The sequence below is a fragment of the Kitasatospora sp. NEAU-CNBT7 genome (assembly GCF_057220535.1).
This window is the reverse complement of the sequence record NZ_JBXQQB010000021.1, coordinates 75,362-99,965: the sequence shown is the minus strand read 5'-3', so window position 1 is coordinate 99,965 and position 24,604 is coordinate 75,362. Positions and strand designations below refer to the sequence as shown.

At 73.6% G+C, this 24,604-nt stretch carries 24 protein-coding genes and 1 pseudogene; 12 read left to right on the top strand and 13 right to left on the bottom strand.

Features of this window, described 5'->3' with window-relative positions:
* Positions 1-45: 45 nt before the first annotated feature.
* Positions 46-1,713, bottom strand: a complete 1,668-nt coding sequence (locus AC2TEW_RS25305; protein WP_484625643.1) for a fumarate hydratase — start codon at positions 1,711-1,713, stop codon at positions 46-48.
* A gap of 157 nt (positions 1,714-1,870) precedes the next feature.
* On the opposite strand from AC2TEW_RS25305, the gene AC2TEW_RS25300 reads away from it, so the two are divergent.
* Both AC2TEW_RS25300 and AC2TEW_RS25295 read left to right on the top strand, forming a co-directional pair.
* Positions 1,871-2,602 (top strand): DUF1707 SHOCT-like domain-containing protein, encoded by a 732-nt coding sequence (locus AC2TEW_RS25300; protein WP_484625642.1) that lies wholly within the window; start codon positions 1,871-1,873, stop codon positions 2,600-2,602.
* 258 nt (positions 2,603-2,860) lie between these two features.
* The gene (locus tag AC2TEW_RS25295) at positions 2,861-3,253 is read left to right on the top strand and encodes a WhiB family transcriptional regulator (RefSeq protein WP_484625641.1); all 393 of its coding nucleotides are present in this window, start codon (positions 2,861-2,863) and stop codon (positions 3,251-3,253) included.
* Positions 3,254-3,313: 60 nt separating this feature from the next.
* Here the strand turns inward: AC2TEW_RS25295 and glpX are convergent, their stop codons facing one another.
* Positions 3,314-4,354 carry a class II fructose-bisphosphatase gene (gene glpX, locus AC2TEW_RS25290; RefSeq protein WP_484625640.1) on the bottom strand — a complete coding sequence of 347 codons (1,041 nt, stop codon included), beginning with the start codon at positions 4,352-4,354 and terminating at the stop codon, positions 3,314-3,316.
* Positions 4,355-4,559: 205 nt separating this feature from the next.
* Here glpX and AC2TEW_RS25285 point away from each other — a divergent pair, with 205 nt between their 5' ends.
* Complete coding sequence (locus AC2TEW_RS25285) at positions 4,560-5,081, top strand: DUF4245 domain-containing protein (protein WP_484625639.1); 522 nt, start codon at positions 4,560-4,562, stop codon at positions 5,079-5,081.
* A gap of 75 nt (positions 5,082-5,156) precedes the next feature.
* Here the strand turns inward: AC2TEW_RS25285 and AC2TEW_RS25280 are convergent, their stop codons facing one another.
* The 4 genes from AC2TEW_RS25280 to AC2TEW_RS25265 all read right to left on the bottom strand — a co-directional run bounded on the left by AC2TEW_RS25280 (position 5,157) and on the right by AC2TEW_RS25265 (position 8,840).
* Complete coding sequence (locus AC2TEW_RS25280) at positions 5,157-5,750, bottom strand: malonic semialdehyde reductase (RefSeq protein ID WP_484625638.1); 594 nt, start codon at positions 5,748-5,750, stop codon at positions 5,157-5,159.
* Positions 5,751-5,893: 143 nt separating this feature from the next.
* On the bottom strand, positions 5,894-6,178 hold the full coding sequence (locus AC2TEW_RS25275; RefSeq protein ID WP_484625637.1) for an exodeoxyribonuclease VII small subunit: 285 nt from the start codon (positions 6,176-6,178) through the stop codon (positions 5,894-5,896).
* Positions 6,179-6,217: 39 nt separating this feature from the next.
* On the bottom strand, positions 6,218-7,429 hold the full coding sequence (gene xseA, locus AC2TEW_RS25270; RefSeq protein WP_484625636.1) for an exodeoxyribonuclease VII large subunit: 1,212 nt from the start codon (positions 7,427-7,429) through the stop codon (positions 6,218-6,220).
* Positions 7,430-7,481: 52 nt separating this feature from the next.
* Entirely contained in the window at positions 7,482-8,840 is a 1,359-nt protein-coding gene (locus tag AC2TEW_RS25265; RefSeq protein ID WP_484625635.1) for an APC family permease, read from the bottom strand.
* Positions 8,841-8,929: 89 nt separating this feature from the next.
* Between AC2TEW_RS25265 and AC2TEW_RS25260 the strand changes: the two genes are divergently transcribed.
* Positions 8,930-9,904: a 4-hydroxy-3-methylbut-2-enyl diphosphate reductase gene (locus AC2TEW_RS25260; protein ID WP_484625634.1), complete on the top strand. Its 975-nt coding sequence runs from the start codon at positions 8,930-8,932 to the stop codon at positions 9,902-9,904.
* A gap of 243 nt (positions 9,905-10,147) precedes the next feature.
* On the top strand, positions 10,148-10,891 hold the full coding sequence (gene ppgK, locus AC2TEW_RS25255; protein ID WP_484625633.1) for a polyphosphate--glucose phosphotransferase: 744 nt from the start codon (positions 10,148-10,150) through the stop codon (positions 10,889-10,891).
* A gap of 98 nt (positions 10,892-10,989) precedes the next feature.
* Here the strand turns inward: ppgK and AC2TEW_RS25250 are convergent, their stop codons facing one another.
* Complete coding sequence (locus AC2TEW_RS25250; RefSeq protein WP_484625632.1) at positions 10,990-11,559, bottom strand: DUF6542 domain-containing protein; 570 nt, start codon at positions 11,557-11,559, stop codon at positions 10,990-10,992.
* 109 nt (positions 11,560-11,668) lie between these two features.
* Here AC2TEW_RS25250 and AC2TEW_RS25245 point away from each other — a divergent pair, with 109 nt between their 5' ends.
* Entirely contained in the window at positions 11,669-12,085 is a 417-nt protein-coding gene (locus AC2TEW_RS25245; protein ID WP_484625631.1) for a VOC family protein, read from the top strand.
* A gap of 76 nt (positions 12,086-12,161) precedes the next feature.
* On the top strand, positions 12,162-13,235 hold the full coding sequence (ychF, locus tag AC2TEW_RS25240) for a redox-regulated ATPase YchF (protein ID WP_484625630.1): 1,074 nt from the start codon (positions 12,162-12,164) through the stop codon (positions 13,233-13,235).
* Between the two features lie 106 nt (positions 13,236-13,341).
* Here ychF and AC2TEW_RS25235 read toward each other — a convergent pair whose 3' ends face one another.
* From AC2TEW_RS25235 to AC2TEW_RS25225, 3 genes are all read right to left on the bottom strand, one after another.
* The gene (locus AC2TEW_RS25235) at positions 13,342-13,605 is read right to left on the bottom strand and encodes a type II toxin-antitoxin system RelE family toxin (protein WP_484625629.1); all 264 of its coding nucleotides are present in this window, start codon (positions 13,603-13,605) and stop codon (positions 13,342-13,344) included.
* Positions 13,598-13,867 (bottom strand): type II toxin-antitoxin system Phd/YefM family antitoxin, encoded by a 270-nt coding sequence (locus tag AC2TEW_RS25230; protein WP_007266282.1) that lies wholly within the window; start codon positions 13,865-13,867, stop codon positions 13,598-13,600. Before AC2TEW_RS25230 ends, AC2TEW_RS25235 begins: the two co-directional genes overlap by 8 nt.
* A gap of 488 nt (positions 13,868-14,355) precedes the next feature.
* Positions 14,356-14,937: a Uma2 family endonuclease gene (locus tag AC2TEW_RS25225; RefSeq protein ID WP_484625628.1), complete on the bottom strand. Its 582-nt coding sequence runs from the start codon at positions 14,935-14,937 to the stop codon at positions 14,356-14,358.
* Between the two features lie 296 nt (positions 14,938-15,233).
* On the opposite strand from AC2TEW_RS25225, the gene AC2TEW_RS25220 reads away from it, so the two are divergent.
* Positions 15,234-16,481 (top strand): serine hydrolase domain-containing protein, encoded by a 1,248-nt coding sequence (locus AC2TEW_RS25220; RefSeq protein WP_484625627.1) that lies wholly within the window; start codon positions 15,234-15,236, stop codon positions 16,479-16,481.
* A gap of 54 nt (positions 16,482-16,535) precedes the next feature.
* Here the strand turns inward: AC2TEW_RS25220 and AC2TEW_RS25215 are convergent, their stop codons facing one another.
* Both AC2TEW_RS25215 and AC2TEW_RS25210 read right to left on the bottom strand, forming a co-directional pair.
* A complete protein-coding gene (locus AC2TEW_RS25215; RefSeq protein ID WP_484625626.1) occupies positions 16,536-17,237 on the bottom strand; it encodes an HAD-IA family hydrolase in 702 nt (233 codons plus the stop codon).
* A gap of 44 nt (positions 17,238-17,281) precedes the next feature.
* A pseudogene (locus AC2TEW_RS25210) lies at positions 17,282-18,417 on the bottom strand (dihydrofolate reductase family protein).
* A gap of 240 nt (positions 18,418-18,657) precedes the next feature.
* Here AC2TEW_RS25210 and AC2TEW_RS25205 point away from each other — a divergent pair.
* Positions 18,658-19,992 (top strand): hypothetical protein, encoded by a 1,335-nt coding sequence (locus AC2TEW_RS25205; protein ID WP_484625691.1) that lies wholly within the window; start codon positions 18,658-18,660, stop codon positions 19,990-19,992.
* Between the two features lie 55 nt (positions 19,993-20,047).
* Here the strand turns inward: AC2TEW_RS25205 and AC2TEW_RS25200 are convergent, their stop codons facing one another.
* A complete protein-coding gene (locus tag AC2TEW_RS25200) occupies positions 20,048-20,632 on the bottom strand; it encodes a pyridoxamine 5'-phosphate oxidase family protein (protein WP_484625625.1) in 585 nt (194 codons plus the stop codon).
* Between the two features lie 311 nt (positions 20,633-20,943).
* Here AC2TEW_RS25200 and AC2TEW_RS25195 point away from each other — a divergent pair, with 311 nt between their 5' ends.
* The 3 genes from AC2TEW_RS25195 (at position 20,944) to AC2TEW_RS25185 (ending at position 24,565) form a co-directional block, all read left to right on the top strand.
* The gene (locus AC2TEW_RS25195; protein WP_158515489.1) at positions 20,944-21,096 is read left to right on the top strand and encodes a hypothetical protein; all 153 of its coding nucleotides are present in this window, start codon (positions 20,944-20,946) and stop codon (positions 21,094-21,096) included.
* A gap of 11 nt (positions 21,097-21,107) precedes the next feature.
* On the top strand, positions 21,108-21,509 hold the full coding sequence (locus AC2TEW_RS25190; RefSeq protein WP_484625624.1) for an NUDIX domain-containing protein: 402 nt from the start codon (positions 21,108-21,110) through the stop codon (positions 21,507-21,509).
* A 215-nt stretch (positions 21,510-21,724) separates the two neighbouring features.
* The gene (locus tag AC2TEW_RS25185) at positions 21,725-24,565 is read left to right on the top strand and encodes a SpoIIE family protein phosphatase (protein ID WP_484625623.1); all 2,841 of its coding nucleotides are present in this window, start codon (positions 21,725-21,727) and stop codon (positions 24,563-24,565) included.
* Positions 24,566-24,604 lie beyond the last annotated feature (39 nt).

The window sequence follows — 24,604 nt, the reverse complement described above, 5'->3', positions numbered from 1 at the left end:
GGGGGGGGGTGGGACACGCGCCGTTGCGCGGAGCGACCGTGCCCGTTACTCCGCAGAGCGGACGCGCAGGCTGGTGATCAGCGGCCCGTCCGTGACCTCGGCGAAGAAGTCGTTGCCCTTGTCGTCGACCACGATGAAGGCCGGGAAGTCCTCGACCTCGATCCGCCAGACCGCCTCCATGCCGAGCTCCGGGTACTCCAGCACCTCGACCTTCTTGATGCAGTCCTGGGCGAGCCGGGCGGCCGGGCCGCCGATCGAGCCGAGGTAGAAGCCGCCGTGCTCGTGGCAGGCCTTGGTGACCTGCTTGGAGCGGTTGCCCTTGGCGAGCATCACCATCGAGCCGCCGGCCGCCTGGAACTGGTCCACGTAGGAGTCCATCCGCCCGGCCGTGGTGGGCCCGAACGAACCGGAGGCGAAGCCCTCGGGGGTCTTGGCGGGGCCGGCGTAGTACACCGGGTGGTCCTTCAGGTACTGGGGCATGCCCTCGCCGCGGTCCAGCCGCTCCTTGATCTTGGCGTGGGCGATGTCGCGGGCCACCACCAGGGTGCCGCTGAGCGAGAGCCGGGTCTTCACCGGGTACTTGGCCAGCTGCGCCCGGACGTCGGCCATCGGCTGGTTCAGGTCGATCCGGACCACCTCGTCGTCGAGGTGCTCGTCGGTGGTGTCCGGCAGGTACTTGGCCGGGTCGGTCTCCAGCTGCTCGAGGAAGATCCCCTCGGCGGTGATCTTGCCGAGCGCCTGGCGGTCGGCGGAGCAGGAGACGGCCATCGCGACCGGCAGCGAGGCGCCGTGCCGCGGCAGCCGGATCACCCGGACGTCGTGGCAGAAGTACTTGCCGCCGAACTGCGCGCCGATGCCGATCTTCTGGGTCAGCTCGGTGACCTTCTGCTCCAGCTCCAGGTCGCGGAAGCCGTGCCCGGTGGCGGCGTCGCCCGAGGTGGGCAGCTCGTCCAGGTAGTGCGCGGAGGCGTACTTGGCGGTCTTCAGGGCGAACTCGGCGCTGGTGCCGCCGACCACGATCGCCAGGTGGTACGGCGGGCAGGCCGCGGTGCCGAGCGAGCGGATCTTCTGCTCCAGGAAGGCCAGCATCGAGTCCTCGTTGAGGATCGCCTTGGTCTCCTGGTACAGGTACGACTTGTTGGCGCTGCCGCCGCCCTTGGCCATGAACAGGAACTTGTAGGCGCCGCCGTCGGTGGCGTACAGCTCGATCTGGGCCGGCAGGTTGTTGCCGGTGTTCTTCTCGTCCCACATGGTGACCGGGGCCATCTGCGAGTACCGCAGGTTGAGCCGGGTGTACGCGTCGAAGACGCCGCGCGCGATGGCCGCCTCGTCGCCGCCCTCGGTCAGCACGTTCTGGCCGCGCTTGCCCATCACGATGGCGGTGCCGGTGTCCTGGCACATCGGCAGGATGCCGCCGGCCGAGATGTTGACGTTCTTCAGCAGGTCCAGCGCCACGAACCGGTCGTTGGGGCTGGCCTCCGGGTCGTCCAGGATGCGGCGCAGCTGGGCCAGGTGGGCCGGGCGCAGGTAGTGCGAGATGTCGTGCATGGCCTCGGCGGTCAGCCGACGCAGGGCCTCCGGCTCGACCTTCAGGAAGGTGCGGCCGTCCGCCTCGAAGGTGGACACGCCCTCCGAGGTGATCTTGCGGTACGGCGTGGGGTCCGCACCGATCGGGAGCAGGTCACGGTAGGCGAACTCTGGCGTGGCGGCCATGGCGAGGTCCTCAAGTCTTTCGGCTGCGTCGACGAAGCACCCTCCAGGGTAGGCGCAGCGGCCCGGGGGCCCGAGCGAAGGTCGGCCTGCGTGACCGGAGTCACGCGGACGAATGAAACTCTCGTTCGGCGCGGGGTCGACTGGCTAGTCTTTCCCCGTGGACAACTCGCCGTCGCAGGACGCCCCGGAGCACCAGCCCGTACCCATGAAGAAGGCCGAGCCGGCGCCCCCGGCGCGCGCCGAGGCGGCCCCGGTCGCCGAGGCCGAGCTGCGTGCCTCGGACGCCGACCGCGAGGTGGTCGCCGAGCTCCTGCGGGACGCCTACGCCGAGGGCCGGCTCTCGGTGGAGGAGCACGCCGAGCGGATCGAGGCGGCCTACAGCGCCAAGACCTTCGGCGAGCTGGCCCCGCTGACCAGGGACCTGCCCGCGCAGTCGCGGATCTCGATGGAGAAGCCGCCGCTGGGCGAGGCCGCCCGGCCGCAGGGCGCGCCGCGGCCGCCGGCCCGGACCGAGTCGCCGTCGATGGTCGCGGTCTTCGGCGGGGCCAGCCGCAAGGGCCGCTGGCGGGTGGGCGGGCACCTGCGGGCGATCGCCGTGTTCGGCGGTGTGGAGATCGACCTGACCGACGCGGTCTTCGAGTCGCCGGAGGTGGTGATCGAGGTGACCGCGATCTTCGGCGGGGTGGACATCAAGGTCCCGGAGAACGTCAGCCTGCACGGTGGCGGCGTCGGGATCTTCGGCGGCTTCGACGTCAAGGAGCAGACCGCGGCCGACCCGTACGCCCCGGTGGTGCGGGTGAAGGGCGCGGCGGTGTTCGGCGGCTGCGAGGCCCGGCCGCGGCGCGGCAAGAAGCTCAAGGAGTGGGTGCGCAAGCAGCTCGACGGCTGACCGCGGCCCGCTCCCGGGGGCCGGGCGGGGCGTCAACTGCCGGGTTGGCACCGGGCGTTGCCATGAGTGCAGACCGTGTTCGGTTGCGTGCGCTGTGCATGAATCGGGCGGTGGCGGGGTAGTTCCCCTCGCACATCGTTCCTGTGAGGCTGTGATCCCGGGCGTCGGCGTGCCGACGCCGCGGCGGGGTGAGCGCGGGGCAGCCGGACAGGGGCGCGAGCCTTCCCCCCGAGTCTTGAGCCTGGTCAGGAGTACGCCGTGCTGCATCCGATCGAGTCCACCGCCCCCGGTGCCGTCGCCGCCCGCCGCAGTCCGTCGGCCCCGGCGGGGCAGCAGCTGGGCCACCTGGACGACAATCCCTGGCACACCGGGGCGGCCTGCCGCAGTGACGAGGCGGGGCTGTTCTTCGCGCCGTCCAAGGAGCCGACCGCGGCCCGCCTCGCCCGCGAGGAGCAGGCCAAGCGGGTCTGTGCCCGCTGCCCGGTGCTGCTGGAGTGCCGGGAGCACGCGCTGGCCCAGCCGGAGCCGTACGGCGTGTGGGGCGGGCTGACGGCGGCCGAGCGCCGGGTGGTGCTGAGCCGCCGGCGGCGCCGGGACGGCGAGCTGCGCGAGGCCCGGCGGGTCGGGGTGGAGCGCCGGATAGCCGGCTGAACGCGGCTGCGGCGGCCGCCCGGTGCACCGGGGGCCGCCGCAGCTGTGCGCCGGGAGCCGTCAGTTGGCCCGGTCGAAGTCGATCGCGCTGTACGCCCGCAGCTTGGAGAGCTTGTGGGTGGAGTCGATCTGGCGGATCGTGCCGCTCTTGGAGCGCATCACCAGCGAGCTGGTGGTGGCGGTCTCCTGGCGGTAGTGGACGCCGCGCAGCAGTTCGCCGTCGGTGATGCCGGTGGCGACGAAGAACACGTTCTCGCCGCTGACCAGGTCGTCGGTGCTGAGCACCCGGTCCAGGTCGTGCCCGGCGTCCAGCGCCTTGCGCTTCTCGGCCTCGTCCTTGGGCCACAGCCGGCCCTGGATCACGCCGCCCATGCACTTCATGGCGCAGGCCGCGATGATGCCCTCGGGGGTGCCGCCGATGCCCATCAGCAGGTCGACGCCGGTGCCCTCGCGGGCGGCCATGATGGCGCCGGCCACGTCGCCGTCCGAGATGAACTTGATCCGGGCGCCCGCCTCGCGGATCTCCCGGACCAGGCCGTCGTGGCGCGGGCGGTCCAGGACCACCACGGTGACGTCCTCGACGGCGCTGCCCTTGGCCTTGGCGACCCGGCGGATGTTGACCGCCGCGGGGGCGGTGATGTCGACGAAGTCGGCGGCCTCGGGGCCGGCCACCAGCTTGTCCATGTAGAACACGGCGCTGGGGTCGAACATGGTGCCGCGGTCGGCGACCGCGAGCACGGCCACCGCGTTGTTCATGCCCTTGGCGGTCAGCGTGGTGCCGTCCACCGGGTCCACGGCGACGTCGCACTCGGCGCCGGTGCCGTCGCCGACCCGCTCGCCGTTGTACAGCATCGGGGCCTCGTCCTTCTCGCCCTCTCCGATGACGACCACGCCGTTCATCGAGACGGTCGAGACGAGCGTGCGCATGGCCTTCACGGCGGCGCCGTCGGCGCCGTTCTTGTCGCCGCGGCCGACCCAGCGGCCGGCCGCCATGGCGGCGGCCTCGGTGACCCGGACGAGCTCCAGCGCGAGGTTCCGGTCGGGAGCCTCGGGGGCCACCTCCAGGGCGCTGGGCAGGTTGTGCGAGTACTGCGTGGTCATCGTCGTTACCTCTCTGTACGCGACGGCCAGTGAGCGCTCGACTACTGCCTGCGTCGAACGCCGTGGTGAGGGTGGTGCGATCGTATCTGCCCCCCGGACGGGTGTCTGTGGCGCACTCCTCGCCCACCTGCGACTACGGGCGCCCGAGGGGCCGGCGGGGACCCCGGGTGACAGTGGTGCGCCCGTGATGGGTCACCATGGGTGGGTGGCAGGCAAGAGCAGCATGAGAAGCCGGCAGTCGGTGCGGGACATGGTCCTGTCGATGCTGGCGGTCGGTGGCGTGGTGGCGGTCGGCTACCTCTTCATTCCGCACGACGGGGGCGACGGCGTCCACCAGGTCGACTACCGCTCGGCGCTGGCGTCGGCGAAGCGCGCGGCGCCGTACCCGGTGCTCGGGCCGCAGGGGCTGTCCGACCGGTGGCGGGCCACCTCGGTGGAGTACCGCAAGGACAAGAGCGGCCACAACGTCTGGCACCTGGGCTTCGTGACCCCCTCCGGCGAGTACGCGGCGGTGGAGCAGAGCAACGCGGCCAAGGCCGACGTGCTGGCCGAGGTGGTCCCCGGCGGCGCCGCCGACGGCAGCGCCCCGGTGGCGGGCCAGGACTGGGAGCGCTACCAGGGCACCCGCTACCGCGGCCTCACCCGGCAGGACGGCACCGCCACCACCGTGGTCACCGGCAGCGCCTCGTACGACGAGCTGGCGCAGCTCGCCCAGGCGCTGAAGTAGCCGGGCGGACGCCCGAAGGGCCCCCGGCGGAACCGGGGGCCCTTCGTCGTGCCGCCGCTGCCCGCGGCGGCCGGGTCAGACGGTGGTGACGACGTCGTCGTAGGCCAGGCGCGGGCCGCGCGGGTACCAGGCGTCCTCGCCCGGCTTGCCGATGTTGATCACGGTGACGACCGAGTGCTCGCCGTCCGCGAAGAACTCCTTGTTGATGCCCGCGGCGTCGTAGCCGAGCATCGGGCCGGCGGCCAGGCCGGCGGCGCGCACGCCGATGATGAAGTACGCGGCCTGCAGGGTGGCGTTCATCGCGGCGGAGGCCTCACGGGCCGGGCGCTCGGCGAAGACGACGTCCTTGGCCTGCGGGAAGTGCGGGAACAGGGTCGGCAGCTCGTGGTGGAACTCGTTGTCCGCGGCCAGGATCGCGACCAGCGGGGCGCTGGCGGTCTTGGCCTTGTTGCCGTCCGACATCAGGTTGACCAGGCGCTCGCGGGCCTCGGGGGAGCGGACCAGGGTGATCCGCAGCGGCTGCTGGTTCATCGCGGTCGGCGCGAACTTGACCAGGTCGTAGATGGCCTGGATCTGCTCGTCGCTCACCGGCTCGTCGGTGAAGGTGTTGGCGGTGCGGGCCTCACGGAAGAGCAGGTCCTGGGCGGCGGCGTCGAGTGCCAGGGTCATGTCTGGTCCTACCTTGATCACAGGGGTTCGGGGAAGCGGCCCGACGCGGTGCGCCGTGCGGTAGTCCCCAACGGTCTGTGAACGTTAAACAATTCCATCCGCGCGATGTGACATCCCTCACCCGCCGGTGCCGCGCCCCGGTGTCACTCCCCGCCCTCGGGGCCCTCCTCGACCGCCAGCGCCGCGTCCAGCCGGGCCCGCGCGCCGTCCAGCCAGCGCTGGCAGACCTTGGCCAGCTGCTCGCCGCGCTCCCACAGCGCCAGCGACTCCTCCAGCGGGATCCCGCCGCTCTCCAGCCTGCGCACCACGTCCAGCAGCGCGTCCCGGGCCTGCTCGTACCCCAGGCCGTCGTCGGCCCCGGCCGCACCCGGCTCCCGGCCGTCCGCCGGCCCGTCCGCCCGCTGGTCTGCTGCCCGCTGATCTGCCATGGCGCCAGCGTAGGGGTTCGCGCCGACAATCCGGAGCCGTCAGCCCCCGTCGGCCGTGACCCCGAAGCCGCCGCCCGCCACCCGGGCGTGCAGCCGCTCCGCGGCCGCGACCTGCGCCGGATCGGTCACCACCGTCCCGTCCGCCCGCTGCAGCACCGCGTACCCGCGCTCCAGCGTCGCCAGCGGCGACAGCGCCACCACCCGGGCCAGCGTGTGCCCGAGATCCGTCTCGGCGTGGTCCAGCCGGTGGCCCAGCACCCGCCGGGCCCGCTCCACCAGCGCCGTCACCTCCGCCGCCGGGCCCTCCACCAGCCGGTGCGGCGAGGCCAGCACCGGCCGGCTGCGCACCCCCTCCAGCCCCGCCTGCTCGCGCTCCACCCGGCCGGTGATGTACCGCCGGGCGCGGTCCCGCAGCTGGTGCACCCGGGCCAGTTCCTCGCCGACGTCCGGCACCACCCGCTTGGCGGCGTCGGTCGGGGTGGCGGCCCGCAGGTCCGCCACGAAGTCCAGCAGCGGCTGGTCCGGCTCGTGCCCGATCGCGCTCACCACCGGCGTACGGGCGGCCGCCACGGTACGGATCAGCTCCTCGTCCGAGAACGGCAGCAGGTCCTCGACGCTGCCGCCGCCGCGGGCCACGATGATCACGTCCACCTCGGGCGCCGCGTCCAGCTCCCGGACCGCCGCCGCCACCTGCCCCGCCGCACTGGGACCCTGCACGAGGACGTTGCGCACCTCGAACCGGACCGCCGGCCAGCGCCGCCGGGCCACCTCCAGGACGTCCCGCTCGGCCGCCGAACCGCGGCCGGTGACCAGCCCGATCCGGTGCGGCAGGAACGGCAGCGCGCGCTTGCGCTCCGCCGCGAACAGGCCCTCGCCGGCCAGCCGCTTCTTCAGCTGCTCCAGCCGCGCCAGCAGTTCGCCCAGCCCGACCAGCCGGATCTCGGACGCCCGCAGCGACAGCGAGCCGCGCGCGGTGTACCACTCCGCCTTGGCGTGCACCAGGACCCGCGAGCCCTCCTGCACCACCTCGGCCACCCGCTCGAAGACCGACCGGAAGCAGGTGACGGTCAGTGAGACGTCCCGGTCCGGGTCACGCAGCGTCAGGAACACCATCCCCGCGCCGGGCCGCCGGTTCAGCTGCGCGATCTGCCCCTCGACCCACACCTCGCCCAGCCGGTCGATCCAGCCGCCGATCAGCGCGGACACCTTGCCGACCGGGATCGGCGCCTCGGGAGAGCTGGAGTTGGTCATGCCCACGAGGCTAGCGCCGCCACCCGACAGCCCGCTGCCGCCGCGGGCGGGCCTAGCCCCGCCGCCCGCCCCGGCGTCCCTGCACCCCCAGCACCACCAGCCCCGCCGCCAGCCACACCGCGCCCACCACCTGCGCCACGTGCGACGCCTCCACGAGCACCGCCACCAGCACCGCGATCCCCAGCACCGGCACCACCAGGTGCCGCAGCCACGCCCGCGACCGCCGCCGCACCACGTACCACCCGACCACCGACGCGTGCAGCAGGACGAACGCCGTCAGCGCGCCGACGTTCACCACCGACGCCAGCCGGTCGAGACCGTCGTCCCGGCGGGCCGCCCACACCGCCGCCACCAGGGTGATCACCGCCGCGGCCAGCAGCGCCCGCTGCGGCACCCCCGACCGGCCGTCCACCGCCCCGAGCACCCGCGGCAGCCGGCCCTCCCGCGCCATCGCGAACACCAGCCGCCCGGCCGCCGCCTGCCCGGCCAGCGCCGCGAACGCCGCACCGACCGCCTTGGCGGCCGCCACCAGGGTGTGCAGCCAGTGCCCGACCGCCGAGTCCACCGTGTCGTAGAACGCCGAACCCTGCGCCGCCGGGTCGGCCGCCAGCTCCTGCGGGCTCATCGGCTCCAGCAGCGCCGCCAGGTAGGTCTGCGCCACGAACAGCAGCCCGGCCAGCGCCAGGCACCACAGCACGGCCTTCGCGACCGCCGCCGAAGCACCCACCGCCTCCTCCACGAACGAGGCGATCGCGTCGAACCCCAGGTACGACAGCACGGCCACCGACACCGCCGACACCACCGCCGACCAGGAGAAACCGCCCACCGCGGTCAGCGGCGACCACCAGTCCCGGGCCGCGCCGTGCCGGACCAGCTCCACCGTCGCCGCCACCGTGAACACCGCCAGCACCGCGACCTCCAGCGCCAGCACCGCGAAACCCACCGCGGCCGCCGTCCGCACCCCGGCCAGGTTGAGCGCCGTGGTGACCAGCACCGCCAGCGCCGTCCACACCCACCGGGACACGCCCGGCACCAGCGAGTTCAGCGCGATCCCGGAGAACAGGTACGCGACCGCCGGGATCAGCAGGTAGTCCAGCATCGCCATCCACCCGGCGACGAACCCCGGCGCCTCGCCCAGCCCGGCCCGTGCGTACGCGAACACCGACCCCGCCCGCGGCACCGCCCGCACCATCTCGGCGTACGACAGCGCGGTGAACCCCATCGCCACCGTCGCCGCCAGGTACACCGCCGCGACCGCGCCGTGGCTCTTCGCGTCCAGCACCCCGAACACGCCGACCGGGGCCATCGGGGCGATGAACAGCAGCCCGTAGACCATCAGGTCCCGCACGCCGAGGGTGCGCCGCAGACCGTCCGACCCGCCCGACCCGGCTTCCTCGTTCACCCCGCCCATTTGATCACCTTCGCCGATCGGTTCCGCCGCTTCGCGTCCGAGCGGCGACACGCGTTGGCCCGCCCCGCCGCCGCCCGTACGATGGAGCCATGTCCACCACTGCTCAGCGCCGTGTCCTGCTCGCCGCCCCCCGGGGCTACTGCGCGGGCGTCGACCGCGCCGTGATCGCCGTGGAGAAGGCCCTGGAGCAGTACGGGGCACCGATCTACGTCCGCAAGCAGATCGTCCACAACAAGTACGTCGTGCAGACCCTGGAGAAGCGCGGCGCGATCTTCGTCGACGAGACCCAGGAGGTCCCGGAGGGCTCGATCGTGGTCTTCTCGGCCCACGGCGTCGCCCCGGCCGTCCACGACGAGGCCAAGGCCGGCAAGCTCGCCACCATCGACGCCACCTGCCCGCTGGTGACCAAGGTGCACAAGGAGGCCGTGCGCTTCGCCGACGAGGACTACGACATCCTGCTGGTCGGCCACGAGGGCCACGAGGAGGTCATCGGCACGATGGGCGAGGCCCCGGACCGGATCCACCTGGTGGACGGTGCCGAGGACGTCGCCAACGTGCAGGTCCGCGACGAGTCCAAGGTGGTCTGGCTGTCCCAGACCACCCTGTCGGTCGACGAGACCATGGCCACCGTCGGCGAGCTGAAGAAGCGCTTCCCGCTGCTGGTCAGCCCGCCCAGCGACGACATCTGCTACGCCACCCAGAACCGCCAGGTCGCGGTCAAGCAGATGGCGCCCGAGACGGACCTGCTGATCGTGGTCGGCTCCAAGAACTCCTCCAACTCGGTCCGGCTGGTCGAGGTCGGCCTGGAGTACGGCGCCAAGGCCGCGTACCTGGTCGACTTCGCCGACGAGATCGACGAGGCCTGGCTGGAGGGCGTCACCACGGTCGGCCTGACCAGCGGCGCCTCGGTGCCGGAGATCCTGGTCGACGGCGTGCTCGCGTTCCTGGCCGAGCGCGGCTACGCGGACGTGGAGACCGTCAAGACGGCCGAGGAGCACCTGATCTTCTCGCTGCCCAAGGAGCTCCGCCGCGACCTGCGCGCCGAGGCCGCCGGCCGGCTCTGAGCCCTGCCGGCCTCTGCCGCTCCCTCCCGCTCCTCCCACCGAGCCCGGGGCCCACGGGGTCCCGGGCTCCGTGCTGTCCCGCGCTCCGTGCTGTCCCGGCGCGGTGCGGTCCGGCCACCGGGCCGGCGGCGTACCGGCGTCGTACCGGCGTCGTGTCGGCGCACCCGGGGTATCAGCAGGCGGGGGCGGTCCTGCGCCCGTACTTTTGTGCACAGGCTGTGGAAAACGGAGGGTGGCTGCGGCATGACGACGGTCTTCGGTGTGGACATCGGCGGCTCCGGCATCAAAGGCGCGCCGGTCGACCTGGAACGCGGTGCGCTGGCCCAGGAGAGACACAAGGTGCTGACGCCCCACCCCGCCTCCCCGGAGTCGGTGGTGGCGGCGGTCGCCGAGGTGGTCGGACACTTCGGCCACCAGGGCCCGGTCGGGCTGACCTTCCCGGGCGTGGTGGTCGGCGGACAGACCCGGACGGCCGCCAACGTGGACAAGCGCTGGATCGGCGAGGACGCCGCCGGCCTGTTCTCGGACGCCCTCGGCCTGCCGGCCACCGTGCTCAACGACGCCGACGCCGCCGGCCTCGCCGAGCTCACCTACGGGGCCGGGCACGGGCACGGCGGGGTGGTCCTGGTGCTCACCTTCGGCACCGGCATCGGCAGCGCGCTCTTCGTGGACGGCGCCCTGGTGCCCAACACCGAACTCGGCCACCTGGAGCTGCGCGGCAAGGACGCCGAGCACCGGGCCGCCTCGGCCGCACGGGAGCGGCACGACCTCAGCTGGCCGCAGTGGGCCGAACGGGTGGACGAGTACCTCGGCATGGTCGAGCGGCTGTTCTCGCCGGAGCTGATCATCATCGGCGGCGGGGTGAGCCGCAAGCACGAGAAGTTCCTGCCGCTGCTCACCCGGCGCGAGGCCGAGGTGGTCCCGGCCGAGCTGCGCAACGACGCGGGCATCGTCGGCGCGGCGATGGCCGCCGCCAAATCCGGCTGAGCGGCGGGCCGGGGCCGGGGCCGTGGGTAGGGCCGGGGCCGGGGCGTCGGCGGAGTCCTAGGTGACTGCGGCTGCGGCTGTGACTGTGGCCGCGGCCGTCACCGGCTCCGGCGGATCCGGCGCTGGGCGAGGAAGCGGGCGCCGACGATCAGTACGGCCAGCCCGGTGCCGGCGAACAGCCACCCGGCCCGCAGGGCCAGCCCGGCGGCCAGCGACACCACGTGCCCGGTGATCCCGTGCGCCGGGTCCGGCTGGCAGAGCACCAGGGCGGCGGCGAACGCGATCGGACCGCTGATCGGCGCGGCCGGCAGGTCCGACAGCCGTACCCGCACCGCCAGTTGGAAGCAGACCGCCAGGTAGCCCAGCCCGAACAGCACCCCGAGGCCGCCGAACAGCAGCCGGTCCACCAGCGCCACCGCCAGCGTGGCCAGCACCGCGACCACCCCGGTGCCGACCGCGGTCAGCCGGGTCGGCCGGCCGCCGCGCCGCCGCGGGGCGGCCGGCAGCCGCAGCCGGATCCGGGGCGCGGTACGGGGGCGGGGGCCGGAGGCGGTGCGCAGCCGGGAGTCGGGGGGCGTGGCGGGCCCCGGTACGGCGGCCTCGGCGGCGGCCGGGGTCGGCGGCCGCCGTCTCGGCCCGGGCGGCTGGGTACGGATGCTCTGCTCCACCCGACCAACGTACGGTCCGATCATCGCCACACTGTGTAATGCCCGCGGATTGCTTCCCCCGTGTCCGGAAGGGGGCTAAGGTCTCCGGCCGGGGGAGAGGCGGACCGGCATGGCGACAGGCACGGGACCCGGCATGGGGGACTTCACGTTCGAGCGGCTGCACCACGTCCAGCTGGACGTGCCGCGGGGCTCCGAGGAGCGCTGCCGGGAGTTCTGGGCGGGCGTGCTCGGGATGGCCGAGCTGGCGAAGCCGCCGGTACTGGCGGCCCGCGGGGGCTGCTGGTTCCGGGGCGGCGGGGTCGAGGTGCACCTCGGGGCGGTCGACGGTCACGTGCCCTCGCCCAAGGCGCACCCCGGCATCCTGGTCGGCTCGCTGGACGCGCTGGCGGCCCGGCTGGCGGAGCACGGCAGCCCGGTGCGGTGGGACTCCGGCCTCCCCGGGTACCGCCGCTTCCACTCGGCGGACCCGTTCGGCAACCGGCTGGAGTTCCTGGAGCGGATCCCGGAGCCCGACCGGTCCGCGTGACGGCGCCCCGTAGACTGGGGGATCGGCCCGGACCGGTGCCGTTCCACCTCCCTCCAAGCCCACGGGACATCGCTACATGTCGCTCACGATCGGAATCGTCGGTCTGCCGAATGTCGGCAAGTCGACCCTGTTCAACGCCCTGACCAAGAACGACGTGCTGGCGGCCAACTACCCGTTCGCCACCATCGAGCCCAACGTCGGCGTGGTCGGCGTCCCGGACGCCCGGCTGGCCAAGCTCGCCGAGATCTTCGGCTCGCAGCGCATCCTGCCCGCGACGGTGGACTTCGTGGACATCGCCGGCATCGTGCGCGGCGCGTCGGTCGGTGAGGGGCTGGGCAACAAGTTCCTCGCCAACATCCGCGAGTCGGACGCGATCTGCCAGGTCATCCGGGCCTTCGTCGACCCGGACGTGGTGCACGTGGACGGCAAGGTCTCGCCCAAGGACGACATCGAGACCATCAACACCGAGCTGATCCTCGCCGACCTGCAGTCGATCGAGAAGGTGCTGCCCCGCCTGCAGAAGGAGGCCCGACTGAAGAAGGAGTCGGCGGCCACCCTGGCGGCGGCCGAGGCGGCCCAGAAGGTCCTGGAGTCCGGCAAGACGCTCTTCGAGGTCGGCTTCGACGCCTCCTCCGTGCGCGAGCTGCACCTGCTCACCACCAAGCCGTTCCTCTACGTCTTCAACGTCGACGAGGACGAGCTGACCGACGAGGCCTTCAAGGACGAGCAGCGCGCGCTGGTCGCCCCGGCCGAGGCGATCTTCCTCAACGCGAAGATCGAGTCCGAGCTGATCGGCATGGACGAGGACGAGGCCCTCGAACTCCTCCAGTCCATGGGCCAGGAGGAGACCGGCATGGCCACCCTCGGCCGCGTCGGCTACGAGACCCTCGGCCTCCAGAGCTACCTCACCGCCGGCCCCAAGGAGACCCGGGCCTGGACCATCAAGAAGGGCGCCACCGCCCCCGAGGCCGCCGGAGTCATCCACACCGACTTCCAGAAGGGCTTCATCAAGGCGGAGGTCATCTCCTTCGACGACCTGGTCGAGACCGGATCCATCGCCGAGGCCCGCGCCAAGGGCAAGGCCCGCATCGAGGGCAAGGAGTACGTCATGCAGGACGGCGACGTGGTGGAGTTCCGCTTCAACGTGTAGTCGACGCCTCGCCAGGCCGGAAGGGGCCGGACTCCGTCGAGTCCGGCCCCTTCGCCGTCGCCGTGCTGGATGGGTGCTGGATGTTCTGGCGCAGGGTCGGTGGCGATCATGCCTCGTAGACTGTGGACCGGTGTCCCACGTGAACGACCCAGACCACCAGCTCCCCGTTGTCGATCGTGTAGACGACGCGGTAATCGCCGACTCGCAGGCGGCGACGCTCCGGCTGGGACACGAGTGCGGTGGTGTTGAAGCCGAGCGGATCGCTTTCCAGCTCGGTCAGCTTGGCCAGGATGCGCAGTGCCATGTCGCGGGGGATCTTCCGAAGCTCGGCCTGCGCCTCGGGGCGGAAGACGGTTCGGTACTCACTCACTGCGCGCCAGTGTCTCCCTCATGATGTCCTCGATCGGGATACCTGGTGCGGGGTTGGCCATGCGCTCGTCGATGATCCGGTTGATCTCGCGCTCTTCCCACTCCTGGTACTTGCGCAGCACTTCGATGGAGACGACGGCGGCGACCTCCTTGCCGCGGCGTGTGATCACCGTGGGCACGTCGTCCCGGTCGGCACGCTCCACGACCTCGGCGAGGTGTGCACGCACGTCGCGGATGGACTCTATGGGCAGCGGCTGCGTCATGCGCCCAAGTGTACCGAGTGTCCCATGTGTACACAATAGGCGTTCGTGGGAATGGTAGGCCTCCTTCAACGAGTAGTCGACGCCTCGCGCGCGCGGGCCGCGAAGGGGCCGGACTCCGTGGAGTCCGGCCCCTTCGCCGTGCTGCTACTCCGCGGACGGTTCGAGCATCGGCTCGAAGGCGGGCTCCTCCTCGCCGGGGACGTGGGGGAGGAACCCGTCGGGGACGGTGCGGGCGGCGGTGGTGAGCAGGCGGTCCAGGACTTCCCGGTCGGTGGCCGGCGGGAGCCGGAGTGCGGCGAGGAAGCGGTCGCGGACGGCGGGGTGGTCCGGGTGGTCCTCGAGGTGGTCGGAGTTGAGAGCCGGGGGCCGGGAGCCGGCCAGGGCGTCGTGCCAGGACGGCAGGACGATGGCCTGTGCCGGGAGTTCCGCTGCGATGTGCAGTCGGAGCGTCGCCCCCGCAGGTCGGGAGTGGTCGCCGTGCCGGCCCCTCAGCTGGTGCGGGGCGGTGTGAGACCGTCGAGGTCCACGCGGATCCCGAAGGGCACCGGGCGCTGGAGGGTGCCGCGGAAGATTCCGGCGGGGGCGTAGGCGGTGGTCGGTCCGTCGAGCTCGTAGACGTGGACCACGGGCGCCCCGTTCTCCTCTTCGATGCACCAGTAGTGAGGGATTCCGGCTTCGGCGTACTTGCGGAGTTTTACCGTGCGGTCGCGGTGGGCGGACTCGGGTGACACGACCTCCACGACGAGCGCGACATCCTCGGGGGCGTACCAGGTGCGGTCGGGGTCGTAGGGCAGGTCGGTCAGCAGGAGGTCAGGCTCGGGGCGGTTGCGGGCGTCGAGGCGAATGGTCATCTCCCGCTCGACCTCGAACCCGGCCGGTGCCTGTGCCATGAGCGTTGTGGCCAGGGTGGTGACGAGGCGGCCATGCCAGGACCGCTGGGGCGACATCATGAAGACGAGGGCTCCGTCGATGAGCTCGGTATGGCGCGGCGCCTCGGGGAGGCGGTCGAGATCCTCCGCGAACCAGCCTTCCGCGCGCGGCGGGCGCATCCAGTCGGGCAGTGCGGTCATGGCTTCACGGTAGCGGCCCTCGGCCTTCGGCGTGCGTTGCCGTGGCTGCGCTCCAGGCAGGCCGTCTCCGAGCGGCGCGGGAGAAGGGCGCGAGTGTGTCCGCGTCGGCCCGGGGTGGTCCGGTCAGGCTCGGGCGGGTCCAGGGTGACCCTGACGTCGTGTCATGGGCCGGTCCGGGTTGGTTCGGGGGCGATCCCCGATGGTTCGGCGGCGGGGTGCCGGCAGGGTGGGTGGCGGGGTCGGGGAGGCCGGCCCGGAGGTACCGGAACCGGGGGAACGCAGGTATGAACTCGAAGGTGAACCGCACCCGTTGGTCGACGATCGCCGCCACCGGCGCGCTGCTCGTGGCACTCACCGCGGGGGCGGCCGCGCCGGCCCTGGCGGCCGAGCCCACCGGAGCGGGCGCGGTGGCTGCCGCGACCGCGGACGGGCAGGGGGCACGGGTGAAGCTGCCGCCGCTGGACCGGGCGGCGATCCGGCGGGCGGTGCCCGCGCTGCCGAACGCCGATCTGACCGGCGCGCTGCTGCGGTTGAGCGGCAGCGCCGGGCAGTACAGCACGAGTTGGGGCGAGGGGGACCTGGCGACCGGCCGACCGGTCGACGTCGACGGGCGGTTCCGGATCGGCAGCATCTCCAAGGTGTTCACGGCGACCGTGGTGCTCCAACTGGCCGCCGAGCACCGCCTCGACCTGGACGCCCCCGTGCAGGGCTACCTGCCGGGCGTGCTGCCCGCCGGCCTGGCGCCGGTCACGGTGGGGCAGTTGCTGAACCACACCAGCGGCCTGCCGAACGGCACCGGGGACGGCTGGGGCGACGGCTCCAACGCCTGGTTCGCCGAGCACCGGTTCCAGAGCCTCACCCCGCAGCAGGTGGTCGGCTCGATGGCGGGCCAGTCGATGAGCTTCGAGCCGGGCACCGCGCAGCAGTACAACGGCATGAACACCTTCGTGGCGGGCCTGCTGATCGAGAAGGTCACCGGCCACAGCTACGCGCACGAGGTGCGCAGCCGGATCATCCGCCCGCTGGGCCTGCGGGACACCGACGTCCCCGCCGCGGACGATCCGCTGCTCGCCCGCCCGTCCGCCCGGGCCTACCTGAGCGTGCCGGACGGCAGCGGCGGCACCCGGCGGGTGGACGTCACCGAGCAGAGCCCGTTCCCGTGGGCGGAGGGCGGGCTGATCTCCAGCGCGCCGGACCTGGACCGCTTCGTGACGGCGCTGTTCCGGGGCCGGCTGCTGCCCGCCGCGCAGCAGAAGCTGCTGTTCACCGTCCCGGACGTGCCCAACCGCAGCAGCAGCCACTGCGCGGCCGGTCCCGACGCGGGGCGGGCCTGCATGAGCATGGGGCTGGAGCACACCGTGCTCAACGGCGTCGACCTGTGGGGCAAGACCGGCACCCGCCCCGGCTGGACCAGCGGGGTGTTCGCCACCCGCGACCTGGCCCGCACGATCGTGTACTCGTTCAACCCCACCGATGTCGGCGGCGCGGACATGAAGTACGTGCTGGGGCTCGCCAACGCCGTCCTCCCGCCCGCGGCGCCCTGACACCCGCCGGGTCACCCTGGCACCCGCCGGGTCACCGGGTCGCCAGGCGCCCCGTCAGCCGAGCAGCAGCACGATCCCGCCGTCGCCGTCCGCCCGGACGGTGACGGCGGTCAGGTCGGCGACGTGGGCGGTCGGCCGGTGGGCCGCGGCCCGCGGGCCGACGCCCACCACGCGCATGCCGGCCGCGCGGCCGGCCGCCACCCCGGCCTCGGAGTCCTCGAAGACGATGCAGTCGGCCGGGTCGACGCCGAGTTCGGCGGCGGCCTTGAGGAAGCCCTCGGGGTCGGGCTTGCTGGCGCCGACCGACTCGGCGGTGACCAGCAGTGCGGGCAGCGGCAGCCCGGCCGCGCCCATCCGGACCCGGGCGAGTGCCTCGTCGGCGGAGGTGACCAGGGCGTGCGGGAGACCGGCCAGGGCGGCCAGGAAGGACTCCGCGCCGGGGACCGGGATCACGCCGTCGACGTCGGCGGTCTCCTCGGCGAGCATCTGCCGGTTCTCCGCCAGGTTGGTCTCCATCGGGCGGTCGGGCAGCAGGATGGCCATGCTGAGGTGGCCCTGGCGGCCGTGCACCACCTTCATCGCGGCGTCCCCGTCCAGACCGTGCCGGGCGGCCCAGCGGCGCCAGCAGCGTTCGACCACCGCGTCGGAGTTGACCAGGGTGCCGTCCATGTCGAGCAGCAGCGCCCGGGCGGGCAGCGTCGTGGGGTTGCCCGTGGTGGCGGTCGGGGCCGTGGCCGGCGGGGTGGTGGCGGACATCCGGGTACCTCCTGGGAGCTGGTTTGTTCCCCCAGAATACAAACTCATCGCCCCAACAGGTGCGCGTTGACCGCCCGGGCCGCCTCCGCCAGCTCCGGCAGCTCGACGACCTCGACCCCGGCGGCGGTGAGCAGCGCCGTGCCCTGGCAGGCCGTCACGAACAGGTCCGGCTCGCGCCAGGCCACCACCACCCGCGGGACCCCGGCCGCGATGATCCGCTGCGCGCAGGTCAGCGGCCGGGAGGCGCGCTGCCCGCAGGGCTCCAGCGAGCTGTACACGGTCGCACCGCGCAGGCGCGGGTCGCCGGCCGGCAGCTTGGCGAGCGCGGCCTCCTCGGCGTGGTCGTTCGGGTCGCCCTCCCGGCTCCAGCCCTCGCTGAGCAGCTCGCCGTCGGCGCCGACGATCACCGCGCCGACCGAGAACGCGGTCGTGGACGGCGGGCAGTTGCGGGACAGTTCGACGGCGCGCGTCAGCCACTGCAGCTCGCTGGTCACGGGGTGGACTCCTTCGGGGCGTACCTGAGCAGGACGACGTCCCCCACCGTACGTGCCTCCAGCAGCCGCATCCGCCGCCCGGGTCCGCCCGGGAAGTCGGCGGTGCCGAGGAAGCGCGGCGCGTCCGCCTGGCCGACCAGCAGCGGGGCGAGCGCCAGCTGGAGCTCGTCGGCCAGCCCCTCGGCCAGGAACTGGGTGTGCACGCTGCCGCCGCCCTCGACCATCAGCCGCTCGACGCCGCGCGCGCCGAGGTCGTCCAGCACGGCTCCCAGCCCGACCTGCGGGCCCGCCGCCACCACGTCCGCCAGTCCCGCCAGCGCGGCCCGCAGCCGGGGCGCGGCGGCATCGGTGGTGTACGCGACCTTGGCGCCGCCGGTGTGCCAGAAGTTCAGCCCGGCCGACAGGTCGCCGCTCGCGCTCAGGGTGACTTTCAGCGGGTACGGGGGCCGCCCGGCCGCCTCCCGGGCCGCCCGGCGGTCCGCGGAGTTGACCAGCAGCCGGGGGTTGTCGCGGCGCAGGGTGTTGCCGCCGACCAGGATCGCGTCGCAGCCGGCCCGCAGCCGGTCGACCCGGTCGAAGTCCTCGGCGTTGGAGAGCAGCAGCCGCTCGGGGCCGGCGTCGTCGAGGCGGCCGTCGACCGAGACGGCGGCGCTCAGCAGGACGTACGGGCGTGCGGCGGCGGGCATGGACCGGTCCGATCTGTCGGTGCGGGCTGGCGGTTCACCCCCACGCTACGACTCGCGCCCCGCGCTACGGCCCGCGCCCCGCGCCACCGCTCGCGGTGAGCTGTTCGCCGAACCACCGGCCGTTGTATCTCCGCCGTTCGCCCGCCGCCACCACCCTGGTCCGGTCCTCGCATCCCCCGTCCGTCGAAGGGCCATCAGGTGTCCCGTCCCAGCTCGCTCGGTCTCGCCGCGGCAGCACTCGTGCTCGCCGCCGTACCCGCGCTCGCCGCTCCCGCCACCGCGGCGAGCTACGGCACCCCCACCATCTCCCTGTCGGCGGCCTACCTGTCCGGCGCCGTGGGAGCCACCGGCGACCCGACGGTCACCGTGACGGTCGCGCAGAGCGGCGCGGACGCCTCCGCGCTCACCGTCGCCGCCTCGGCCACCAGCAAGTCCTCGGTGGCGAAGACCACCGACGTGTCGGTGACCGGCACGACCGGCACCCGCACCCTGACGGTCGCCGCGCGCGGGGTCGGCTACACCGACCTGACGGTCAAGGTCACCGGTCTCGGCGGCAAGACGGCCACCAAGACGCTGCACTACGCGGCCTCGGCCGCCGTCCAGCACTCGGCGGACGCCCGCTACCTGACCGGCTCCAGCGACGCCTCGGCGGCGGTGGACGCGGGCGGCGGCTACATCGTGGTCGCCGACGACGAGTCCAACGTGCTGCGGCTGTACGACCGCAACGCCTCCGGCGCGCCGGTGCGCACCTGGGACTTCTCCTCGGCGCTCGGCGTCTCCAAGGAGATCGACATCGAGGCGGCCACCCGGGTCGGCAACACGATCTACTGGCTGGGTTCGCTGGGCAACAACAAGGACGGCGAGATCAAGGCCGACCGGGCCACCCTGTTCACCACCACGGTGACCGGCTCCGGCGCCGCCACCCAGCTGGCGCTCGGCGGCTCGTACAAGGGGCTGCGGGCCGACCTGATCGCCTGGGACAAGGCCAACGGCAACCGGTACGGCTTCGCGGCCGGCTCCGCCGCGGGCGAGATCCCCAAGGAGATCGACGGCTTCAACGTGGAGGGCCTGGAGTTCGCGCCGGGCTCCACCACCACCGCGTACGTGGGTTTCCGGGCGCCGCTGGTGCCGCCGGCGAACGGCGGCAAGGCGCTGCTGGTGCCCGTCACCAACCTCGACAAGCTGGCCGGCGGCTCGGTGCACGCCACCTTCGGCACCCCGGTCACGCTGGACCTCGGCGGCCTGTCGGTCCGTGACATCCGCAAGAACGCGGCCGGCCAGTACCTGATCGTGGCGGGCTCCTGGGCCGCCGACGACAACTCCGACCCGTACGCGCTCTACCGCTGGACCGGGCAGCCCTCGGACGCCCCGGTCAAGGTGCTCGACCTGCCGACCAGCGACGCGGGCGGCTGGGAGGCCGTGGTCGACGTCCCGGACCTGTCGGTGCCCGGCGCGCGCGCCCAGCTGATCACCGACGACGGCTCGGCGGACCTCTACAACGACGGCACCGAGGCCAAGGACCTGACCCACCCGGAGTGGAAGAAGTCCCGCACCACCTGGTTCACCATCGGCTGACGCCCCGCGGCCGACCCCGGCGCGCCCCGGCGCGCCCGCTGCCGCCCCCGCCGGATCAGACCGGCCGGGGCGGCAGCGGCATGGGCAGCGCGGGCAGCCCGTCCAGGCTGGTGCCGACGTACGGCTTGCCCTCGCAGTAGGCGCGGAACTCCTCGTCGCTCTTGCGGCCGAAGTGCTGGGCGTGCAGCTCCCGGTCGCTGCGGTAGTCCAGGTACGGGACGGCGAACCCGCAGGAGTCGCTCACCCGTTCCGCGGTGACCAGGACCACCGCGCGCAGGCCCGCGCCGTCCGCCTCCGGGCGGAAGCGCCCGAGCAGCCCGGCGAACCGCGGGTCGTCCCGGAACACCGGCTCGCCGCGCCCGTGGACCCGCAGCACGGTCGGCGGGCCCTCGAAGGCGCACCACATCAGGGTGATCCGGCCGTTCTCCCGCAGGTGCGCCAGGGTCTCGGCGGTACTGCCGCCGAAGTCCAGGTAGGCCAGGGTGAGTTCGTCCAGCACCACGAGGGTGCCGGACCGCCCCTTGGGGGAGAGGTTGACGTGCCCGTCGGCGGCGAGCGGGGCAGTGGCGGTGAAGAAGACCGGCTGACTCTCGATGAACTTCCGCAGGCGGTCGTCGATGTGTTCGTAGGTCTTTCCCATGGCTGCGATTGTCCGCGCGCCCGGACCGCCCGGTCGAGCGCCGATCCCGCCGTCCCAAGGGGCGGGACGGTGTGTCGCCGCTAGTTTGCCGCGCGTTCGCCGACGGTACGTCCAACCCTGGCGCACTCCGGTAGTCTCGCGCCGCCCGTCGGAGCACCGCACCGGAGCACTCTCCGGGCGGCAGGCGCGACGCGCGCCTTACCTGTTGTTAACCACCTCCGTACCCGGCGGTAGCAAGCCGTGCCTACGGTCGGAGTTCTGCTCCGGGCCCGGCCCGTCCCCCACCGGGCCGGGCCCGGTACCGTCGCGGTGTGGAGACCTTTCGGGTGATGCGCCAGGACGACAACGGCAACCGGTACCTGGTGGCGGGCGGGCTGACCCGGGCGGCCGCCGAGCAGCTCGCCGCCGAGTTCGAGGCCCGCGGCCACAAGCAGCTGTACTGGGTGGAGCGCGAGTCCGCATAGGGTCGTGGGCCATGGAGACGCGGATCGTGGTCGGTGGGGCCCTCATCCACCGGGGCCGGGTACTGGCGGCGCGGCGCAGCGCCCCGCCCGAGGTGGCGGGCTACTGGGAGTTCCCGGGCGGCAAGGCCGAGCCCGGCGAGAGCCAGGAGCAGGCGCTGGAGCGCGAGCTGCTGGAGGAACTGGGCATCCGGGCGCGGGCGCTGCGGCAGCTGCCGGGCCGCTGGCCGATCCGGGCCGGCCTGGAGCTGCGGATCTGGGCGGCCGAACTGGTCGACGGCGAGCCGCGCCCGCTGGAGGACCACTCGGAGCTGCGCTGGCTCGGCCCCGACGAGCTGGAGGACGTCGACTGGCTGGAGCACGACCGCGAGGTCCTGCCGCACGTCGCCGCCCTGCTGGGCGGTCCGGCGCGGTGAGCGCCGCCGGGCGTTGGTCCAGGCAGGTCACGCCGTAAAGACGACCCGTATGCCGGGGTAGGCCCGGCTCCAGTGGGGTATGTCACTGTTCGGCAGCATTCGTCACGATCGGTGAGCCCGGCCCGGTGGGCCCGGACCGGACGCCGCGCGGCGGCTGCCCGCACCCCGGCGTCCCGCCGTGGTGCGCCGCCCGGAAGCCGGAGGCCCCGTAGGTGGTGAGCACGGGAAGCGGCGAGGGAGAGCGGCGGGCCCGGGGACTCCCCGGGCGGGGCTCGCGCCGCGCCTCCCGGCCCGGCCTGCGCGGTGGCCGTCTTTCCGGTGGCCGCCTCCCCGGTGGCGCGGCCGCCCGGGCCCGCCTGCGCGGACCCGCCCGGCCACCCGGCGCCGCCGCGGAGCCCGAGCCGGCCGAGCAGCCCGCGCGCGAACCCGTCGCGCCCGCGGCCGTCTCCGGACGCGGGCGCCCCACCCTGGCCTACCCGGGCACGCCCCCCGCCAACACCGCCGCCCCGCGCGAGGGCGCCCCGGCCCGGCTGCCCGCCGAGCGCGACGGCGGCAGCCTGTTCGACGTGGTGAAGGTCGCCATCGCGATCCTGGACACCGGCGGGCGGGTGGTGCTCTGGAGCCCCGCCGCCGAGGAGATGCTCGGCTGGCCCAGCGAGGTGCTGGTGGGCCGGCTGATCGACGAGCTGATGGGCGACCCGGAGCTGGTCGCCCAGGCCCGCGCCGCCATCGCGGAGACCCTGCGCCTCGGCCGCTGGCACGGCTTCACCGAGCTCGCCGACCGGGACGGCGCCCAGGTCCCGGTGGAGGCCCGGATCTCGCTGCTGGTCGACGGCGACGGCACGCCGTTCCTCCAGGTCGCCCTCGCCGACGCGGCCACCCTGCGGGCCGTCGAGCGCGACCTCGCGGTCCGCGACGCCCTGTTCGAACAGTCCCCGCTCGGCATCGCGATCCTCGACACCGACCTGCGCTACACCGCCGTCAACCAGACCCTGGCCGAGATGAACGGCGTCCTCGCCGAGGACCACGTCGGACGCACCACCGGCGAGACCCTGCCCGAGCGGGCCGCCGACGAGATCACCGCGATCCAGCGCCAGGTGCTGGCCACCGGCGAACCCGTGATCGACGTCACCCTCGCCTCACCGCTGACCGCCCGCTCCGGCTTCCGTTCGATCTCCTACAGCCGGATGACCGACCGCTCCGGCCGGGTGCTCGGCATCTCCGGCACCGTGATGGACGTGACCGAGCGCTACCGGGCGGTCGCCAAGGTCGAGCACGCCCGCCGCCGCCTCTCGCTGCTCAACGAGTTCGGCTCCCGGGTCGGGGACCTGCTCGACGCCTCCCGGATCGCCCAGGAACTGGCCGGCGCGGTGGTGCCCCGGCTGGCCGACTACGCCGGCGTGATCCTGCTCCAGGCGGTCGCCCACGGGGACGACCTGCCCCGGCACGGCCACGACCGCCGCACCTCGCTGCTCCAGCTCGGGGTGGCCTCCGTCCAGGACGGCCCCGAGGTCGAGGCGATGCTGCGCCGCGGCGCCCGGATCACCTTCTCCGAGGACTCCGCGTTCGGACGGGTGCTGCGCAGCGGCGTGCCGGAGCTGCTCTCCGGCAGCGACGAGCTGAGCGACCTCAGCTACCCGGGCGACCCCAAGGTGCAGGCCGCCCACGAGCTCGGGGTGCACTCCCGGCTGGTGGTACCGCTGCGCGCCCGCGGCATCGTGATCGGACTGCTGGTGGTCAGCCGCGCCGGGTACCGCGAGGGCTTCGACCGGGACGACCTGGCCTTCACCGTCGAGCTCGCCGACCGGGCCGGCTCCTCGCTCGACAACGCCCGGCTGTACGCCCGCGAACGCACCGCCGCGCTCACCCTGCAGCGCACCCTGCTGCCCCAGCAGGTGCCCCAGCCCACCGGCGTCGAGGTGGCCTACCGCTACGTCCCCGGCAGCAGCGGCACCGAGGTCGGCGGCGACTGGTTCGACGTCATCCCGCTGCCGGGCGACCGCACCGCGCTGGTGGTCGGCGACGTGATGGGCCACGGCTTGCGGGCCGCCGCCACGATGGGCCGGCTGCGCACCGCGGTGCGCACCCTGGCCGGGCTGGACCTCCCGCCGGACGTCCTGCTGCGGCACGTCCACGAACTCGCCGACGACCTCGCCCAGGGCCCGGACGAGGCGCTCCTGGCGACCTGCGTCTACGCCGTCTTCGACCCCGCCACCGGCCGCCTGGTGGCCACCAAGGCGGGCCACATCCCGCCGGTGCTGATCGTCCCGAAGGACGACGGCACCGAGGCGCCGGCCCGCAGCGGCGGCCCGCTGCCCGGCGGGGTCGGCCAGGTGCTGGACCTGCCCTCCGGCGCGCCGCTGGGGGTGGGCGGGGTCCCGTTCGAGTCGATCGAGGTGGAGATCCCCGAGGGGAGCCTGCTGGCGATGTGCACCGACGGCCTGGTGGAGTCCCGCGACAAGGACCTCGACGTCGGCCTCGGCCGGCTGCTCAGCGTCCTCGAACAGCCGTACGCCTCGATCCAGCAGGCCTGCGAGGCGGTGCTGGACACCATGGAGCAGGGCCGCGAGCCGGACGACGTGGCGCTGCTGCTGGCCCGGCTCGGCCGCGGACAGGCCGGCGTCCCCACCGCCGGCTGGACGCTGCCCGCCGAGCCCACCGCCGTCTCCCGGGCCCGCCGGCTGGTCCGCGGCGCGCTCGCCGAATGGAGCGTCGAGCACCTCACCGACACCGCCGAGCTGCTGGTCAGCGAGCTGGTCACCAACTCCGTCCGGTACGCCAGCGCCCCGATCGGGGTCCGGCTGACCCTCGGCGAGACGCTCCTCGTGGAAATCTCCGACCCGCTGCCCGACCCGCCCCGCGAGCGGCACGCCGCCGAGGCCGACGAGGGCGGCCGCGGCCTCGAACTGGTCCGCCGGCTCGCCCTGCACTGGGGCGCCCGCTCCGAGGGCATGGGCAAGGCGGTCTGGTTCGAACTCCCGCTGGTCGAACACCCGGACGAGCCTTACCACTTTGACCCGGACACCGGGGTTCAACTGCCCGATTCGATGTTGTGATGTCAGGGACGTGTGCGCCCGTGCCCGGATGATGAATAC